This is a genomic window from Mesorhizobium sp. RCAM 05104, from assembly GCF_059683645.1.
Genome location: NZ_CM185033.1, coordinates 3758179 through 3775449, shown reverse-complemented (window position 1 = coordinate 3775449; position 17271 = coordinate 3758179). Strand labels below are relative to the sequence as shown.

The following is a 17271-nucleotide window of genomic DNA, read 5'->3' as shown; positions in this document are numbered from 1 at the left end:
CCATGAACGGCCTGATCTTCGAGGCACTGAAACGGACGCTGAAGGCGAAGGGCGTCACCTATCGCGAACTTGCCGAACGCATGGGCATTTCCGAGCCGACGGTGAAGCGCATTTTCCACGAGCGCAACTGCAAGCTCGACCGGCTGATGGAAATCTGCGCCGCCGCCGGCGTCGAGCTGGAAAACGTGCTCGGCTCGATGAACCGGGGGCCGGGACCGGTCAACCACATCGCGCCGGAGATCGAGCGCAAGCTGGCCGGCCGGCCGGCGCTGCTGTTCGTCTTCGTCATGTTGTCGGAGAAATTCACGCCCGAAGGCATCATGCGCTCGCAAGGTTTGAGCGAGGCTTCGATGTTCCTCTATCTGCGCGACCTGGAGGAACTGGGTCTGGTCGCGCTCGGCCGTGGGTTGTCGGCAAGATTGCTGGTCGAGACGCCGATCCAGTGGAATTTCGAAGGGCCGCTGAGGCCGCTGTTCGAGATGACCAACAAGAACTTCGTCGGCTGGGCCATCACTCATATCGACAAGGAGGCGACCTTCGTCAGCTTCAGCAGGCGGATGCGGCCGGAAACGGCGGAGATGGTGCGCCGCGAGGCCGAGGATCTGGCCGATCGCGCCAAACTGCTGGCCCATCACGACCAGCACACCACGCCGGAGGACGGGCTCACCGGCTACAAATGGACGTTCGCGTTTGGTGCAACGCCGTTCGAGGCGATCATGCCGATCGGCCCCCATCCGCGCGACGCCGGCGCGACAGCAAACGAGCGGACCGCCAAGGCACGGAGACCCATGCCGGCATAGTTGAGCCTGCTAGTCAGCCGCCTCCGCGTCGGCAGCCCTGTCGTCCCACGTCACGGCCCGGTAGTCGAACCCATATTCCAGCGTCGGCTTGACGATGCGGAAATAGGGCGACAGGTCGAAGTCGCGCGGCGTGTACAGCGAGTGATGGCGAATGTGCAGGATTTCCTTGCGGGAATAGTTCGATTGCGCCGAAGCGCGGCCGGGCGCGCGGGTGATCTCGGGCAGGATCGGATAGCGGATCTGGCCATAGGCCTCGGCGATCAGCGTCGAACAGATTGCCCGTGTCGGGTCGCCGGAGCCGAAGGCCAGCATGCGGCGGCGCCAGCGAACCGGCACCGGTGGCGTCGGAAAAAAGTAGCGCAGCATGTCGAAAAGGTTCTTGAGATCGTATCTCAGGCCGAGCTTGCCGATCATGAAGGCGACGACCTTGTCGCGGTCCTCCGGTGTCAGCCCGTTCGCCCGGCAGATACGGGTGTTATAGGTGCGGTAGCGCGACAGCGGCACGGCGACGCAGCCTTCGCCGAGCGTGACCTCGATGAGGCGCGGCCGCTCCGATCCGTCCTCCGGCTCGGGCAACGCATCGCCGACATAGAAAGCCGCATGCGACCAGGTCGACTGGGTAAGGTACTTGATTGCCGCCGAGATCTTCTGGTTGCCCTCGATCAGCAGGATGTCGCCCGGCTCCAGCGTGCGGCGCAGCGTCTCGGCATCGGATGGCGTGTAGGGTTCGTAGCCGGAGGATTCTTCCTGCAGCCGGCCGGCAAGCCAGCGGCCAAGTCGATCCAGAAGCGTGTCGCCGGGCTTGGTCATGCCGTACGGCGATTAGCATATGCAGGCGGCTCGACGCCAGCCGCACCGTTCGTCAGCTGGCCACCGCGCTAGTATCTTCCGCCGCGCCGGCCAGATCGTCGCGTGCCTTGCGGGCCAGTTTTCGTGTCGAGCGCTTGGGGCTGTCCCCGAACAGCTCGGTTGCCTCGGCCAGGCAGGTCTTCTTGAGGTTCTTCTCCGACCGTTTCAGAAGCTTGCCCAGAAGCTTCTTGTCCTCGGGCGATCCGAGCGGCCGCTCACCGCTGTCGAGGAGTGCGCGCATCACCAGCACGTCGTGCAGCTCGCCCAGCCGCTCGCCCAGTTCGTCGACCGCCTTACGCCGGGCCTTGATCGGTGTCGGCCACAGCCTGCCGAGCAGCGACAGATGCATGCCGTGCGTCTTGGCCGCCTTGCGCAGATCGTGGAAGTCATTGGCTTCGCCGCGCGATCGGGCCTTGTCGAGCGCCTTCCTGGCACGCCGCAAGGTGCTGCGGGCGCCGTCGGCAAGCACGTCGGCCGCCTGTTCCGGCTGGTCCGGCAGGGTCAGGCTTTCGATCCGCTTCAAGCCTTCTTCACAAGCGGCGGTTGCCGCGCCGATCGCCGCTTCGAGCCCGCTGCCTTCATGCAGTTCCTGCTGGTGAGCGACCAGCCTGTCGCGCACCACGCCCAGTCCGTCGCCGGCGCTCTCCTTGGGGTAGCTTGCCGCCAGCCGGTCGATGGTCTCGATCAGCGCCGTCGCCTCGCGTGGCCCGGCAAGCAGCCCCGCCACGTTGCGGTAGCACTGGTTTTCGGTGTCGCAGAATGTTTCGTCTCCGGAACGAACGAGGCGCAACAACGCGCGCACATTCTTCAGTCGCCTGCGGCATTTGTGCAGCGCCTGCTCCGGCCGGCTGGACGCGGCGTCGAGATGAGCCAGCGCCTTGCCGATTTCCTCGGACAGGATACGCCTGACCTCGCCGGTCAGCGGCAGGCGCGGATCGATACGAAAACTCATGCGGCGATCTCCGGAATCCCCCCGAGGGCGAGCGACGCGTTGTAGAATTTAGACTCGCCGGTGACCTCGCGGCCGAGCCAGTCAGGCAGCATTTCGTCCGGCACGTCTTCCGGCGTCTCGAGTTCGGCGACCACAAGTCCCGCAAGCGGACCGCCAAAGACATCGACTTCATAGAGATAGCCGCGATGCCTAACATGGTGGCGTGTCTTCTCTATGACACGTCCGATGGCGAAGGCCAGCATCTCCTCGGCTTCCGCCAAGGGGATCGAATATTCGAATTCGTCACGCACGCGCGCCCTGCTGCCGAATTTGAGCGTCAGCTTGGCGGAGGCGCCATCGCTGATGCGGATGCGCACGGTTCGACCGGGTGTCGCGGCCAGATAGAACTGGCGAATGCGGATATCCGCCTCCGCCAGATCCCGCCATGCGGTGCTGGAGACCAGGAACTTGCGCTCGACTTCCTTGCCCATGGCCGCGCACTAAAGCGGTTGCCACCGGCGATGGCAAGTGCCGCCGGCGATGGCAAAGTCAGCCGCGCACACAGATTGACTTTAATCAATCGATTGATTAAATAGTCTGCATGACCAGGTCGTCGAACGCCAAAAGCCCACGCCGCGAGACATCTCCCGCGGAGCCTACTCGAGCCGCCCTTGTCCGGGCGGCGCTGAGACTGTTCGGGCGGCAGGGTTTCGACGGCACCTCGACGCGCGAGATCGCCGCGGAGGCGCAAGCCAATATCGGCTCGATCGCCTATCATTTCGGCGGCAAGGAAGGCCTTCGCACCGCTGCCGCCGACTTTATCGTCGAGACCATCCAGACGGTTGCCGGCCAGGCGCTCGGCAATGCGCAGGCGCCTGTCCCTGGCAGTCCGGAGGCGGCGCGGGCGCAACTGTTCGCGGCGCTGGAACGGATGGTCGGCTTTGTCGTGGCAAGTCCGCAGGCTGGCGAGATCGTGCAGTTCGTCTTGCGCGAGCTCTCCCATCCGACGGCGGCGCTCGATCGCATCTATGACGGCGTGTTCGAGCCGACGCACCGCCGGCTTTGCCAGCTGTGGGAGCAGGCGACGGGCGAACCGGCCGAAAGCGAGGCAACCCGGCTCACCGTGTTCACGCTGATCGGCCAGGTCGTCTATTTCCGCATCGGCCGCGAAGCGGTGATGCGCCGCATGGGCTGGCGCGATATCGGCGCCGCCGAGGCGGCCAAGGTGGTGGCGGCCACATCGGACAATCTCAAGGCCATATTGGCTGCCAGGAAGGGGCAAAGACCATGAGCTTTCTGTGTTCGCTGCCGCTCGCCGCCCAGCTTCTCGGTGCCTGTGCCCCGGCGGCACCGCTGGCCGTCGGCTATGTCGAAGGCGACTATGTGCTGCTGGCGCCGATCGAGGTGGCGCAGGTCGAGACGGTCACCGTCAAGCGCGGCGATCGTGTTGTGCCCGGCACGACCGTTGTGACGCTGGAAAGTGCCGATGCCAAGATCGCGGTGGCGCAGGCGCAGGCAAGCCTGGCCCAGGCCCAGGCGCAGCTTGCCGATCTGCAGGTCGGCAAGCGGCCGGAAGAAATCGCGGCGCTCAAGGCTCAGGTCGACATGGCCAAGGCGCAGGCGGATGACGCAAGGCGCAAATATACGCGCGCCGCCGACCTGTTCAAGCGCGGCACCGGCAGCCAGGCCGATTTCGACACCGCGTCGGCGACGCTGGAGACAGCCGACGCGCAGCTCGGCCAGGCGGAAGCCAATCTCGCGGTCGGCGGCTTGCCGGCGCGCGCCGAGACGATCAAGGCCGCCGACAACCAGGTCAAGCAGGCGCAGGCAACGCTCGAACAGGCTGAGTGGCGACTGTCCAAGCGCGCGCTGGCTGCACCCTCGCCCGGCCGCGTCAACGACGTCATCCGCAATCCGGGCGACACCGCCGGTCCGACCGCGCCGGTCATTTCGATCCTGCCCGACGGCGCGATGAAGCTCACCGTCTACATACCGGAAAGCGCCTTCTCCTCGGTCAAGGTCGGCACCGTGCTCGACGTCCACTGCGACGGTTGTGGCCCGGATGTGAAGGCGCGGGTCAGCTATGTCTCGCCGGATCCGGAGTTCACTCCGCCGGTGATCTACTCCTTGGAGAACCGGCAGAAGCTGGTCTATCTGGTCGAGGCGCGGCCGGAGGGCGATGCCGGCCCGCTGCAGCCCGGCCAGATCGTCGATGTCGAACTGGATGCCGGAAAATGAACGCCATCGACGTCCACGGCCTGGTCAAGCGCTTCGGCGACAAGACCGTCGTCGACCATGTGACGATGGCGGTGGCGGAGGGCGAGATCGTCGGCTTCCTCGGGCCGAACGGTTCGGGCAAGACCACCACCATCCGCATCATGTGCGGCCTGCTGACGGCCGATGAAGGCGAAGGCACGGTGCTCGGCTTCAACATCCGCACCGACAGTCTGCGCATCAAGCGCGAAGTCGGCTACATGACGCAGAAATTCTCGTTCTACGAGGATCTGACGATTGGCGAGAATCTCGAATTCGTGGCGCGGCTCTACCAGCTGAAGCCGGTCGGTGAGTATGTCGCCAGGACGCTGGAGGAACTCGGCCTGATCTCGCGCCGCGACCAGCTAGCCGGCACATTGTCCGGCGGCTGGAAGCAGCGGCTGGCGCTGGCCGCCTGCATCATGCACAAGCCGAAGCTGCTTCTGCTCGACGAGCCGACGGCTGGCGTCGATCCGAAGGCGCGGCGCGAATTCTGGGACGAAATCCATCGCCTCGCCAGCGGCGGACTGACCGTACTGGTCTCCACCCACTACATGGACGAGGCCGAGCGCTGCCACCGCATCAGCTACATCTCTTATGGCAAGATGCTGGCCACCGGCACCGTGGCCGAAGTGGTCAGGAATGCCGGGTTGACTACGTTCATCGTGCAGGGCCCGCGGCTCGACCAGGTCGCGGCGGCGCTCGATGGCCGGCCCGGTGTCGACCAGGTGGCGCCGTTCGGCGCGACGCTGCATGTCGTCGGCTCCGACAGGGAGAAGCTCGAAGCCGCGCTCGCCGATGTCGAGAAGAAGCATAAGGGGGTGACGTTGACGCTGGGCGAAACCAGCCTCGAGGACGTCTTCATCCAGTTCATGTCCGGCTCGAAGGACAACATGGCATGAACAGCGTCTTTTCCTTCGCCAGGCTCGGCGCGCTGCTGATCAAGGAGTTCATCCAGATGCGGCGTGACCGCATCACCTTCGCCATGATGCTGGGCGTGCCGCTGATGCAGCTGGTGCTGTTCGGCTTCGCCATCAACAACGACCCCAAGAGCCTGCCGACAGCGCTCGTTGCCATCAGCAACGACCAGTATACGCGCGCCATGGTCTCCGCCCTGCAGATGACGGGCTACTACCACTTCGACTATGTGGCGCAGAGCGCCGCCGAGGCCGAGGCGCTGATGGCCAAGGGCGCCGTCTCTTTCGTGGTGACCATCCCGGCCGATTTCGCCCGGCGGGTCGAGCGCGGCGACAACCCGCAGATCCTGATCGAGGCCGACGCAACCGACCCTTCCGCGGCGAGCGGCGCCGTTTCGACCTTGAGCAAGGTGGCGAGCCAGGCGCTGCTGCGCGCGCAGGGCATGCAGGCGACCGCCGCCGAAAGCGCCAGGGGGCAGCTGCAGGTGGTGGTTCACCGGCGCTACAATCCGGAAGGCGTCTCGCAATACAACATCGTGCCTGGCCTGCTCGGCGTCATCCTGCAGATGACCATGGTGATGATGACGGCCATGGCGCTGACGCGCGAAACCGAGCGCGGCACGATGGAGAACCTGCTGGCCATGCCTTCAAGCCCGGCCGAGATCATGCTCGGCAAGGTGCTGCCCTTCCTCGTCGTCGGCGCGGTGCAGGTGGCGGTGGTGCTGGTCGCGGCGAAGCTCCTGTTCAGCATCCCGTTCGTCGGCTCGCTGACGCTGCTTCTGTCGGCGGTGCTTGTGTTCGTGCTTGCGCTGGTGCTGCTCGGCTACACGATCTCGACCATGGCGCGCTCGCAGATGCAGGCGATGCAGCTGACCTTCTTCTTCTTCCTGCCGTCGCTGCTCTTGTCCGGCTTCATGTTCCCCTATCGCGGCATGCCCGGCTGGGCGCAGGTCCTGGGCGAGATCTTCCCGCTCACGCATTTCCTGCGCATCACCCGGGCGGTGATGCTGAAGGGCGCCGACTTCAATGCGATAGGGACCGAGGTCGGCTGGCTGCTGCTGTTCGTGGTGGTGTTTGCCGGCACGGCGCTGCTGCGATTCCGCCGCACGCTGGATTAGCATCAAGATTCAGCTGGCTGGCCAAATGGCCGAGACGGGTTGGACGGCGGACATTTGGATCGAGCCACGGAACCACATCGCGCGCCATGAACAGACATTGGGGCGACACTGAAAGTGTCGCCGTCTCTTATTTCCTGAGCGATCCTGGACCGCTGACGAACGGGCTCTCCCTGACATAGAATCGCAGCAGGCGGTCCGCATCCTTCGAAATTCCGATCCTGATGCTCTGCCCGATTTCGCCGGGTTGGTGGTCATCGCCTGCGAGCCACAGCGGGCCTTGCCGGCAAAGATCGAGCCCGTCGAGCGAATGATCGATCCGCAACGCCGCGGCGAGCCTTCCTGGTCCTCGCGCCAGATCGCGCAGGCGCTCGACGCCGCGATTGAGGCGCATGATCGGGATGCCTTCGAGCGGCTCGAGCGCCCTGATCAGCACGCCGGTGCCGACCCCTTGCGTCTCGCTCGAGACATTCAGCATGTAGGAGGTACCGTAGGCGCGATAGACATAGGCATGCCCGCGCTCGAGGAACAGCGAACGGTTGCGCGGGGTCATCCCCCGGTAGCCGTGCCCGGCGGCGTCGCCGACGACATAGGCCTCGGTCTCGACGATGCGGCCGCTGACGATACCTTCAGGCAATTCGCGCACCACCACCTTGCCGATGAGGGTGCGGGCGAGCTCGGCCGTATCGCCGGGCAATTCAGAGCGGGCGAGCGGACGGCGAATGATCATCCTCATGGCGGCCGGGTTTCAGGGTATCCGCTCGACCCATTGCGCGCGCGAAGGCCCCGGCTCGAACGGATCGCCGAAATACTGGGTCTCGCGGGCCACCTTGCCATCGAGGAACTCCATGATGCTCACCGTGTAAGACGGCCGCCCGTCATAGGCCAGGACATATTCCGTGACCCAGAGGTCGCCCGCACCGATGATCCGCCGCACTGTGAAGCGCTTCCGGTTCGGCTGCGCGGCGCGCGACGACTGGATGTCGCGCCGCCCGTGGATGCGCTCCCCCGATTGCGGATAGTCGAGCACCGCGTCCTCCCGGTAGATTTGGTGCTCCCCCTCGAGATCGTTCGCATCGGAGGCAGCCCAGTGACGATCGAGGGCCGCTCGAATCTCCCGGTCCTCCATATCGAATCTCCTTGACCATCGGCACCGATACAGTGCGGTAGCGCTCCGGCATTTTGGACCGGTGCGTGACCAGACTGGCCGCATCCTATGCGGCTGCCATGATCCCCGCATAGGTGCCGAAATCGACATTGCCGCCGGACAGCACCACGGCGACGCATTTGCCTGCCAGCTCGATCTCGCCCGACGACAGCGCCGCCAGTCCGACGCAGCCGCCGGGTTCGACCACCAGCTTGAGATAGGCCATGGCGTCGCGCATCGCCTGTGCCGTCGCCTTGTCGGAGACGGCGATGCCGCCGGCAAGGTTCCTGCGGTTGATCTCGAAGGTGATCACGCCCGGCTCGGCGGTGAGGATCGCATCGCAGATCGAACTGTGGCCCGGCTCGTTCGCCACCCTGGTGCCCGCGGCCAGCGAGCGGCGGGTGTCGTCGAAATGCTCGGGCTCCACCGCCCAGACGGCAGTGCCGGGCGAGGCGTCCTTGACGGCAACCGAGATTCCGCTGATCAGGCCGCCACCGCCGCAGGGCACCAGCACCGCGTCTAGGCCCACGCCAAGCGCTTCCACCTGGCGCATCAGTTCGAGGCCGATCGTACCCTGGCCGGCGATGATGGCCGGATCGTCGAAGGGCGGCACCAGCACCATGCCTTTTTCCATGTAAGGGCCCACCACGGTCATGCGGTCGTCGCGGAAGCGGTCGAACGGCACCACCTCCGCTCCCATCTTGCGGACATTGCCGACCTTCATCGCCGGCGCGTCGGCCGGCATGGCGATGACCGCCTTGACGCCGAACATCGCGGCGGACGCGGCGACGCCTTGCGCGTGGTTGCCCGACGAGAAGGCGACGACGCCACGCCGGCGCTCCTCTTCGCTGAGTGACGACAGCTTGTTGTAGGCGCCGCGGAACTTGAACGATCCGGTGCGCTGCAGCGTCTCCGGCTTGAACAGGATGCGGGCGCCGAAGCGCTTGTTGAGTTCAGGCGATTCGATCAACGGCGTTTCAACAATCAGCCCGGAAAGCCGGGCTGCGGCGCGGTGGAGGTCGGCTATGCCGGGAGGCGTGGTGGCGGTCATGCGAGGTCCAGCAAAAAGAGACAGTCTCTTCTCATGATGCCCGCAAACAACGGTAGCACACCATTGAAAAAATGTGACCGTTACAAAGTTGGGGGATCATGAAGGGCGGCGCCGGGACCGGCAATTGGCCTTGCAGCCGATCACTCTTCACCCCAGAAGCGCCCGCTGCCTCTTCGTGCCGCCCAACTTGCGCCAGTTGTTGAACCGGTGGGTGGCGGCGGCAAAGGAGATCTTCATCTGCTGGGCGACCGAATAGCGCGATTTGCCTTCGTCGAACATGCGGTAGCAGCACTCCACGCCTTCTTCCGTCAACTTGCCGTCCGGAGCCTTGTTGTGCGGATTGGCGGGGTCGAATTTCTCGACCTGCTGCTCGACCAGGCCCTTCAGGCGTTGCAAATCGGCCTCGATGCTGGCGATGAGATCGAGAACGGGCTTCGGGTCGAATTCCGGTGCGTGTGGCTTTGTCGTCATCTGCGGCTTCCTTTCTATTGGCTTAGGTTTGCCTATATAGGGGAATCTTCGCCAATAATGAAGGGTCAGCGGCTTCAACAATTCTTGACCCGCGACGCAAGCGCGCGATTGACCGAAGGCGCGTCAAACCCTAGTTTAGAACCATTCTAAATTAGGGTGAATTCCTCATGCTTTCCCGTGTTTTCGGCTTCGGCTTCGGCCGCCGTCCCTTCGAATCGCTCTCCGAGCAGGAGATCCTGGCGCTGGCCATTTCGTCCGAGGAAGACGACGGGCGCATTTACCGTGCCTATGCCGACGGCCTGGCGGAAAGCTTTCCGCAATCGGCGAAAGTGTTCGAGGAGATGGCCGAGGAAGAGGACGGCCATCGCGACTCGTTGATCGAGCTTCATCGCAAGCGTTTCGGCGAACGCATTCCACTGATCCGGCGCGAGCATGTGAAGGGTTACTATGAGCGCAAGCCCGACTGGCTGGTGAGGCCGCTCGGCGTCGAGCATGTGCGCAGCCAGGCCGAGGCGATGGAACGGCAGGCCTACCTGTTCTATGTCGAGGCGGCAAAGCGCACCACCGATGCCTCGACCAGAAAACTGCTCGACGATCTGGCGCTGGCCGAACAGGGGCACGAGACGCTGGCGCAGCGTCTGGAGCAAAAGCACGTGCCGGGCGAAGTGAAGGACGAAGAGGCCGCTGCCGAGCAGCGCCAGTTCATCCTGACCTATGTGCAGCCGGGATTGGCTGGCCTGATGGATGGTTCGGTGTCGACGCTGGCGCCGATCTTCGCCGCCGCTTTCGCCACGCACGACACCTGGCAGACCTTTCTGGTCGGCCTTGCCGCCTCGATCGGCGCCGGCATCTCGATGGGCTTCACCGAAGTCGCGTCCGACGACGGCAAGCTGTCGGGCCGCGGCTCGCCGATAAAACGCGGCATCACCACCGGCGTCATGACATCGGCGGGTGGCCTTGGCCACGCATTGCCCTATCTCATCCCGCATTTCTGGACGGCGACCGCCGTTGCCGCGGTGGTGGTGTTCTTCGAGCTGTGGGCCATCGCCTTCGTCCAGAACCGCTACATGCAGACCCCGTTCCTGCGCGCCGCCTTCCAGGTGGTGCTCGGCGGCGCCCTGGTGTTCGCGGCGGGTGTGCTGATCGGCAACGCGTAGGTAAGGGCGGCAAAGCTCAGCGCTGCCCCTCACCCCGTGAAGAGCGGGGAGAGGGGGATCGCCGGCGCGGGAACTTGTCACCTTCTCCCCGTCACTATTCGGGGAGAAGGTGCCGGCAGGCGGATGAGGGGCGGCACCCACATCAACCGGTAAGCCTCACCCATTCACCGCCCGGCTATCCTGCGGCGCCTCGGCCCTTTCGGTCAGCCCGTAGTCGCGCACCACATGCGCGATGCGCAAACGGTAGCCGGCAAAGATACCGCCACGTCCTGCCTTTTGCGCCTGCCGGTGTTCCTCGGTGTTGCGCCAGGCCTTGACCGCGTCCTCGTCGCGCCAGAACGACAGGGACAGGATGCGGTTCGGGTCGACCAGGCTCTGGAAGCGCTCGATGGAGACAAACCCGTCGATGCCGTCGAGCAACGGGCGCAGGTCGGCGGCGATGCTCAGATACGCATCGCGCCGGCCCGCCGCCGGTTCGACCTCGAAGATGACGGCGATCATACCTTCACCTTTTCCGCTGGCATGATCTCGGTCTGAAAAGTCTGCAACTTTTCAGGATCAAGCCTTGGCGCGTGTGGGCCGGAAGCCAGTTTCAGGAACATGCGATCCTCCTTGAGGATGAATTTTTCGCGGCGGGCGAACTCGTAGTTTGCCTTGCCTGCGGGATCGGCGGCAAGCCGGGCGCGATAGGCTTCGTAGGCGGCCAGGCTGTCGATGTTGTAGGCGGCATAGGCTGTCGTGGCCGAGCCTTCATGCGGCGCGAAGTAGCCGATCAAATCGGCGCCGCAACGCGGAATGGCCTGGCCCCAGTTGCGGGCATACTCCTCGAAGGCCGCCTTGCCGAACGGGTCGATCTCGTAGCGGATGAAGCAGGTGATGGCCATTGTCGTCTCCTTGAAGGGGATGTGTTCTTGCGTCGATGGTTCGAGCTGTGTCGAAACGTTGTGCCGCCCGATCTGCTAGGAAATTTCCTTGCGGGTCATGGCCGCCAGAAAGACTTCGCGCATTCTCGGCGCACGTCTTCCGGCGTCAGGCCAAGGTCGCGCAACAGATGATCGTCGATCTCGGCAAGGTCGATCCGCTGCAGATAGCGGTCATACCACCGGGCCAGCGTGCCCGATCGGAAGCAAGTGACGAACGAGAACGATTGGCGGCTCTCGAACGGTCCGGAGGTGGAAGCGGTTGTCATCGTCGTCTCCTTGATCTGATCGGAGAATAGTGATTATCTGACAAGAATACTTCGATGGGGAACGAACTATGCGTGAAGGACCCGACATTGCCCGTATAGCCAGCCTGGTCGGCGATCCGGCGCGGGCCAACATGCTGAGCGCCCTGATGGGCGGCACGGCGCTGACGGCGAGCGAACTGGCACTCGAGGCCGGCGTATCGCTGCCGACCGCCAGCTCGCATCTGTCGAAGCTGATGGAGGGCGGATTGCTGACGCTGGCGAGCCAGGGCCGGCATCGCTACTACGGCCTTGCCGGTCCGCAGGTGGCCGGAATGATCGAGGCCATCACCGGCGTCGCCGCTTCTGTCGGGCCGCAGCGTGTGCGGCCGGGCCCGCGCGACGCGGCCATGCGCGTGGCGCGCGTCTGCTACGATCACCTCGCTGGCGAGCAGGCCGTGGCGATGCTCGACCGTCTTGTCGAAAAGGAGATTATCCTGCGTGACGACCAGGAGATCAGGCTCGGGCCGTCGGCGGCATCGCATTTCGCCGCCATCGGCATCGATGTCGATGCCAAGCCGCGACGGCCGGTCTGCCGCGCCTGCCTCGACTGGAGCGTCCGCCGCTCGCATCTCGCCGGCACGCTGGGCGCGGCCATCCTCGACAAAATCCTCGCCGAGAAATGGGCGCGCCGCGAGAAAGACAGCCGCGCGGTCATTTTCTCGCCGCCGGGCAAGCAGGCTTTCGAGAAGGTGTTTCTGAGCTGACATGCCGGCGCTCGCCCACACCTTCGTCATCCTAGGGCGGAGCACTAGGATGACGAAATCGTGGACGCTCAGCCCCGCTTCAGCGCCTTGCCCTGCTTGAAGAAATCCGCCCACGGATCGGCTTGCGCCAGCTGCTTCAGTGTCGTCTTGTCGCCGATCGGGAAAGCATTTGGCGCCAGCCCGGCCTCGATCTCGGGCCAGGTCACCGGCATCGACACGGTGGCGCCCTTCTTGGCGCGTGACGAATAGGGCGCGACCGTCGTCGAGCCCCGACCATTGCGCAGATAGTCGACGAAGATTTTTCCGGTGCGCGCCTTCTTCGACAGTGTTGCGGTGTAGCGATCGGGGGAAGCCTGTTCGAGTGCCTTGGCGAAATCATGGGCGAAGGTTTTCACCGCGCCCCAATCCGCCGATGGTTTGAGCGGTACCAGGACATGGTAGCCCTTGCCGCCTGATGTCTTGACGAAATTCGGCAGCGACAGCTCGTCGAGCTTGCCCCTGATATCGAGTGCCGCCTCGCGCACCGCCTTGACCTCGACGCCTTCATCGGGGTCGAGATCGAAGATGATCTGGTCGGGCTTTTCCAGTTCGTCAACGGTGCAGCCCCAGATGTGGATCTCGACCACGCCGTATTGAACCAGTGCGGCAACGCCGTCGAAATCCCTGACGAACAAGATCTCCTCTCCGTCCGTCGGATCTTTCATCCGCGCGATCTTGTCACTCATGCCGGCGGATGCATGCTTCTGGAAGAAGCGCGGTCCGCCGACGCCGTCCGGCGCCCGCACCAGGCTGAGCGGCCGGTTGACGATGAACTGTTCCATGCGCGGCCAGACCAGCGCGTAGTGGTCGAGCAGGCCTTGCTTGGATATCTTTTCCTCGGGCCATAGCAGCTTGTCGGGATGGGAAAGTTTTACCGTGGTCGTCATCGTTCCGGTGGGTTTGGCGGCGTCGCTTGATGCCGCCTTCGCCTTCGCCGGGTTCTTGCCTGTCGATGCCTTCGGCTGTTCCTGCACGACTTCCTCCGCCGGCTTGTCCTCGCGCAATCCCTGGAACGAGGCATGGCGTATTATACGGTCGGAGGTCCAGCTGCGGAACTCCACTTCGCCGACCAGCTCTGGCTTGACCCAGACCAGGCCCTTGCCCTTCGGCACGGCTTTGTCGAAAGGCGACGATGTTGCCTTCAGCGCGTCTAGTCTTGTCTTCAGGTCGGTGGCGCCCTTGGCGGAGAAGCCGGTGCCGACGCGCCCGGCATAGTGCAGCTTGCCGCCCTCGTGATAGCCGACCAGCAGCGAGCGCAGCCCGCGCCCCGTCTTTTCCGACGGCAAATAGCCGCCGATGACGAATTCCTGTCGTGCGGTACACTTCGACTTCACCCATGAGGGGCCACGCCCGCTGCGATAGGGCGCGTCGGCGCGCTTGGAGACGACACCTTCCAGCCCCATGCGGCAGGCATGCTCAAGCATGATCTTGCCGGGTTCGGAAAAATGGTCGCTGAAGCGGATTGCCGCATTCTCGGGCTGCTTGCCGAGCAGTTCCTGCAAGGCCTGCTTGCGCTCGACCAGCGGCTCGCCGCGCAGATCTTGCCCGTCGAGCCGCATCAGGTCGAAGACATAGTAAGTGAAGCGATCTGTCCGCTTCGCCGACAGGTCGGCTTGCAGCAGCGCGAAGGAAGAGACGCCGCTGTCGGCCAGCACGACGATCTCGCCGTCGATGATGGCGTCGCTGCATTTCAGCGCGGACAGCTCCGCGACGATCTCGCTGCCGAACTTTTCCGTCCAGTCGAGGCCGGTGCGGGTGAGCAATCGCACGTCGGTGCCGGCGATCTGCGCCTGCATGCGATAGCCGTCGAACTTCACCTCGTGCAGCCAGTCCTTGCCCGGCGGCGCTTCCCGCTCCAGCGTGGCCAGCTGCGGCTCGATGAAGTCGAGGCGCTTGCCGGGCTTCACTTTCCCGGCGGCCGGCTTGTTGGAGTGCCAGACGTCAGGCTTCTGGCCTTTCGCGGTCTTGCCCTCGCCGACCTCCTCGATTGTCAGGCCCGATTTCACCGATTTCGGCGCTTCCTTGAGGATGTCCTCGCCGGGACGCGCGGCGGCATCGTCGGACTTGATCAAGAGCCAGTTGTCGCGCTTCTCGCCCGCGCGCGGCTTCAACCTGACCAGATGCCAGAGGCCGTGCAGCTTGTGCCCGTGCAGTTCGAAGCTGATATGGCCCTTCTTCATCGCTTTGGCCGGATCGATCTCGGGGGTCCAGGTGCCCTCGTCCCAGACGATGACCGAGCCGCCGCCATATTCGCCCTTGGGAATGGTGCCCTCGAACGGCGCGTAGTCGAGCGGATGGTCCTCGACATGCACCGCCAGCCGCTTCTCATGCGGGTCCAGGCTCGGGCCGCGCGTCACCGCCCAGCTCCACAGCACGCCGTCATGCTCGAGGCGAAGGTCGTAATGCAGCCTCGTCGCCGCGTGCTTGTGGATGACGAAGATGCCGCCTGCGCTGCCCCTCTTGCCGAGCGGCACCTTGCCGGCCGGCTCGGACGTCTTCTTGAAATCGCGCTTGGATTGATACTGTTCGAGGCTGGCCATCTCTGTCTCCTCAGGCCGATTTGCGCTTGGGCGCGCCCGCTTTCGGCTTGGCGCGTTTGGCCGCCGGCTTGGCTTTCGCGGACGAAGCCTTTGTCGGGCCTGCATCCGACGACAGGCTCTTCTTCAGCGCGTCGAACAGATTGACGACATTGGAAGGCTTGGGCGCGGCTTCGGCCTTGGGTGCCGTCTTGCCGGCCTTCTTGGCGCGGATCAGTTCGAGCAGGGCATCCTCGTATTTGTCGTCGAATTTCGACGGATCGAACTTCGCCTTCTTCTTGTCGATGATCAGCTCGGCCAGATCGGTCATCTCCTGGTCCGTCTTCACCGCCTTGATATCGCCGAACACGGTGTCTGGCTGGCGCACCGTGTTGTCGTAGCGCAGCGTCGTCAGCACCATGCCCTTGCCCAACGGTTCGATGACCACGGGACGTTCGCGCTGATAGAGCACGATGCGCGCCAACCCGGCCATCTTCTTGCCAGCCATCGCATCGCGGATGACGGAGAACGCCTCCGCCGACACTTCGTCGGCCGGCGCGACATAATAGGGCGTGTCGAGATAGATCTGCTGGATCGAGGATTTGTCGACGAAGCCGTCGAGGCTCATCGTGTGCGAGGACTCGATCTGCACCGCTTCGATCTCGTCTTCGTCGATGTGGACGAAATCGCCGTCGCTGACTTCATAGCCCTTGATCTCGTCGCCGTCGCCGAGCGGCTTGCCGGTCTGCGAGTCGACGTAGATGCGTTTCACCGTATTGCCGGTCTTGCGGTTCAGCACCCGGAACGAGACCTTTTCGGTATGGGTGACGACGTTGGTCAGTTCGACCGCACAGGTGACCAGCGACAGCTTGAGATAGCCCTTCCAGGCCGGACGCGGCGCCATGACATTTTCCCTTCTGGATCCAGATGAAGGTGAGAACGGACAGACCCCGCTCCAGTTCCGCCGCCGCGTGACGATCCGCATGCGGAGACGCCGCGCCGGATTCGGGCAGGCAAGCACGGACATTTCGTGCTGGCGGCAAAAATTGAAACAGAACCGCGCGCAGGCGACATTCAAACGAAACATATGTGATGCAAAAGTCACACTGGGCGGAATGGCGACAAAAGGCGCGGAAACACCCCGAATCAGCCGCATTCCGGCCACGAAGCAAGGCCTTTTTGACCAGAAATTAACATCACGTTCACCGACTATTCACGCCTCGATGCTATCGTTCTCGCAAATCGGAAGGGACATCCGAAAATCGGGACAGGGACAGGGTAAATGAACTTCCTCGCGCACCTCATCGGCTATGCCGCCGCCATCCGCGAATTCGTCGCGCCGACCTATCGGCCCGAGCGTTATTACATGCGCGGCCCCGGCCCGGCCTGCGCCCGTCGCGGCAATTCGCTGGGCGCGCACTGATCATGACCTTCGAGACCCGTCACGACAGCCGGATCTGCAGGCCAGCGGCCGAATCCCGCGCCACGACCTATCGCGCCGAGCGTCCCGCTCTCGCCGACAGACGGCGTGCGACATCGCCACGTCTTTGATCCCGCCTCTGGCTGGCTTAGTGTCTTCAGACACGAGCAGCCGAGGCCCGCGTGAGCGACCTTCCCAAGTCAGACTGGCCCCAGTCAAATCGGCCTAATTCAAGCCGTCCCGCTGAACCCTTCGATACACGCCATCCGCTGATCGTCTTCGATGGCGTCTGCGTGCTGTGCTCCGGCTTCGTCCGCACGGTGGTCAGGCTCGACCGCCAAAGCCGCTTCCGCTTCGCCACCGCGCAGTCGCCATTCGGCCAGGCGCTGTTCAGCAAGCACGGGCTTAGGACGGACAGTTACGAAACCAATCTCGTCCTGGTCGACGGCGTCGCCTCCACACGGCTCGACAGCTTCGTTGCCGTCATGTCGGAACTCGGCTGGCCCTGGCGGACGGCCAGGGTGCTGTTGCTGCTGCCGCGCCCGCTTCGCGACTGGCTCTACAATCGCATTGCCAAGAACCGCTACGCCCTGTTCGGCAGGAAGGCCAGTTGCGAGGTTCCTTCCGCCAAGATGCGGAAGCGGTTCCTTGGCTAAGATTGGCTCTGGGGGAG

Annotated in this window: 22 protein-coding genes; 10 read left to right on the top strand and 12 right to left on the bottom strand. The window is 64.2% G+C overall.

Translation table 11 applies throughout. The annotated features are described in order from the left end of the window. The first annotated feature begins 2 nt into the window (after positions 1–2). Positions 3–800, top strand: coding sequence for a helix-turn-helix domain-containing protein (locus tag AC56QP_RS18450; RefSeq protein ID WP_489858647.1), 798 nt, complete (start codon positions 3–5; stop codon positions 798–800). Between the two features lie 9 nt (positions 801–809). Here the strand turns inward: AC56QP_RS18450 and AC56QP_RS18445 are convergent, their stop codons facing one another. Genes AC56QP_RS18445 through AC56QP_RS18435 form a run of 3 tightly spaced genes read right to left on the bottom strand, consistent with a single transcriptional unit; the run spans position 810 to position 3071 of the window. Then, on the bottom strand, positions 810–1610 hold the full coding sequence (locus AC56QP_RS18445) for a C40 family peptidase (protein WP_489858648.1): 801 nt from the start codon (positions 1608–1610) through the stop codon (positions 810–812). A gap of 52 nt (positions 1611–1662) precedes the next feature. After that, entirely contained in the window at positions 1663–2601 is a 939-nt protein-coding gene (locus AC56QP_RS18440) for a CHAD domain-containing protein (protein WP_489858649.1), read from the bottom strand. Beyond that, positions 2598–3071: a CYTH domain-containing protein gene (locus AC56QP_RS18435; protein WP_489858650.1), complete on the bottom strand. Its 474-nt coding sequence runs from the start codon at positions 3069–3071 to the stop codon at positions 2598–2600. Before AC56QP_RS18435 ends, AC56QP_RS18440 begins: the two co-directional genes overlap by 4 nt. Before the next feature lie 110 nt (positions 3072–3181). Here AC56QP_RS18435 and AC56QP_RS18430 point away from each other — a divergent pair, with 110 nt between their 5' ends. From AC56QP_RS18430 to AC56QP_RS18415, 4 genes are read left to right on the top strand one after another with little or no spacing between them, the layout of a single operon-like run. Then, the gene (locus AC56QP_RS18430; protein ID WP_489858651.1) at positions 3182–3871 is read left to right on the top strand and encodes a CerR family C-terminal domain-containing protein; all 690 of its coding nucleotides are present in this window, start codon (positions 3182–3184) and stop codon (positions 3869–3871) included. After that, positions 3868–4818: an HlyD family secretion protein gene (locus AC56QP_RS18425; RefSeq protein ID WP_489858652.1), complete on the top strand. Its 951-nt coding sequence runs from the start codon at positions 3868–3870 to the stop codon at positions 4816–4818. Before AC56QP_RS18430 ends, AC56QP_RS18425 begins: the two co-directional genes overlap by 4 nt. Further along, positions 4815–5735 carry an ABC transporter ATP-binding protein gene (locus AC56QP_RS18420; protein ID WP_489858653.1) on the top strand — a complete coding sequence of 307 codons (921 nt, stop codon included), beginning with the start codon at positions 4815–4817 and terminating at the stop codon, positions 5733–5735. The genes AC56QP_RS18425 and AC56QP_RS18420 overlap by 4 nt, the downstream gene beginning before the upstream one ends. Then, entirely contained in the window at positions 5732–6868 is a 1137-nt protein-coding gene (locus AC56QP_RS18415; protein ID WP_489858654.1) for an ABC transporter permease, read from the top strand. The genes AC56QP_RS18420 and AC56QP_RS18415 overlap by 4 nt, the downstream gene beginning before the upstream one ends. A 127-nt stretch (positions 6869–6995) precedes the next feature. Here AC56QP_RS18415 and AC56QP_RS18410 read toward each other — a convergent pair whose 3' ends face one another. The 4 genes from AC56QP_RS18410 to AC56QP_RS18395 all read right to left on the bottom strand — a co-directional run bounded on the left by AC56QP_RS18410 (position 6996) and on the right by AC56QP_RS18395 (position 9534). After that, entirely contained in the window at positions 6996–7601 is a 606-nt protein-coding gene (locus AC56QP_RS18410) for a DNA-3-methyladenine glycosylase (protein WP_489858655.1), read from the bottom strand. Between the two features lie 12 nt (positions 7602–7613). Further along, positions 7614–7994, bottom strand: a complete 381-nt coding sequence (locus AC56QP_RS18405) for a nuclear transport factor 2 family protein (RefSeq protein WP_489858656.1) — start codon at positions 7992–7994, stop codon at positions 7614–7616. Positions 7995–8079: 85 nt separating this feature from the next. Next, positions 8080–9063, bottom strand: a complete 984-nt coding sequence (locus tag AC56QP_RS18400; protein ID WP_489858657.1) for a threonine/serine dehydratase family protein — start codon at positions 9061–9063, stop codon at positions 8080–8082. Positions 9064–9210: 147 nt separating this feature from the next. Then, positions 9211–9534, bottom strand: coding sequence for a hypothetical protein (locus AC56QP_RS18395; protein WP_489858658.1), 324 nt, complete (start codon positions 9532–9534; stop codon positions 9211–9213). A gap of 167 nt (positions 9535–9701) precedes the next feature. Between AC56QP_RS18395 and mbfA the strand changes: the two genes are divergently transcribed. Continuing rightward, complete coding sequence (gene mbfA / locus AC56QP_RS18390; RefSeq protein ID WP_489858659.1) at positions 9702–10691, top strand: iron exporter MbfA; 990 nt, start codon at positions 9702–9704, stop codon at positions 10689–10691. Between the two features lie 156 nt (positions 10692–10847). On the opposite strand, the gene AC56QP_RS18385 is transcribed toward mbfA, so the two are convergent. The 3 genes from AC56QP_RS18385 to AC56QP_RS18375 all read right to left on the bottom strand — a co-directional run bounded on the left by AC56QP_RS18385 (position 10848) and on the right by AC56QP_RS18375 (position 11880). Continuing rightward, positions 10848–11192, bottom strand: coding sequence for an antibiotic biosynthesis monooxygenase family protein (locus AC56QP_RS18385; RefSeq protein ID WP_489858660.1), 345 nt, complete (start codon positions 11190–11192; stop codon positions 10848–10850). Continuing rightward, positions 11189–11575 carry an NIPSNAP family protein gene (locus AC56QP_RS18380; protein WP_489858661.1) on the bottom strand — a complete coding sequence of 129 codons (387 nt, stop codon included), beginning with the start codon at positions 11573–11575 and terminating at the stop codon, positions 11189–11191. Before AC56QP_RS18380 ends, AC56QP_RS18385 begins: the two co-directional genes overlap by 4 nt. Positions 11576–11670: 95 nt before the next feature. Further along, entirely contained in the window at positions 11671–11880 is a 210-nt protein-coding gene (locus tag AC56QP_RS18375; protein ID WP_489858662.1) for a DUF1127 domain-containing protein, read from the bottom strand. Positions 11881–11948: 68 nt separating this feature from the next. Here AC56QP_RS18375 and AC56QP_RS18370 point away from each other — a divergent pair, with 68 nt between their 5' ends. After that, positions 11949–12623, top strand: a complete 675-nt coding sequence (locus tag AC56QP_RS18370; protein ID WP_489858663.1) for an ArsR/SmtB family transcription factor — start codon at positions 11949–11951, stop codon at positions 12621–12623. 68 nt (positions 12624–12691) lie between these two features. On the opposite strand, the gene ligD is transcribed toward AC56QP_RS18370, so the two are convergent. Then, positions 12692–15202, bottom strand: a complete 2511-nt coding sequence (ligD, locus tag AC56QP_RS18365) for a DNA ligase D (protein ID WP_489858664.1) — start codon at positions 15200–15202, stop codon at positions 12692–12694. Between the two features lie 10 nt (positions 15203–15212). Further along, positions 15213–16082 carry a non-homologous end joining protein Ku gene (ku, locus tag AC56QP_RS18360; protein WP_489858665.1) on the bottom strand — a complete coding sequence of 290 codons (870 nt, stop codon included), beginning with the start codon at positions 16080–16082 and terminating at the stop codon, positions 15213–15215. On the opposite strand from ku, the gene AC56QP_RS18355 reads away from it, so the two are divergent. From AC56QP_RS18355 to AC56QP_RS18345, 3 genes are all read left to right on the top strand, one after another. Continuing rightward, complete coding sequence (locus AC56QP_RS18355; protein WP_489858666.1) at positions 16081–16464, top strand: hypothetical protein; 384 nt, start codon at positions 16081–16083, stop codon at positions 16462–16464. The two genes, ku and AC56QP_RS18355, sit on opposite strands and share 2 nt — an antisense overlap. Further along, positions 16461–16601: a hypothetical protein gene (locus AC56QP_RS18350; protein WP_013528645.1), complete on the top strand. Its 141-nt coding sequence runs from the start codon at positions 16461–16463 to the stop codon at positions 16599–16601. Before AC56QP_RS18355 ends, AC56QP_RS18350 begins: the two co-directional genes overlap by 4 nt. A gap of 179 nt (positions 16602–16780) precedes the next feature. After that, on the top strand, positions 16781–17254 hold the full coding sequence (locus AC56QP_RS18345; RefSeq protein ID WP_489858667.1) for a thiol-disulfide oxidoreductase DCC family protein: 474 nt from the start codon (positions 16781–16783) through the stop codon (positions 17252–17254). Positions 17255–17271 lie beyond the last annotated feature (17 nt).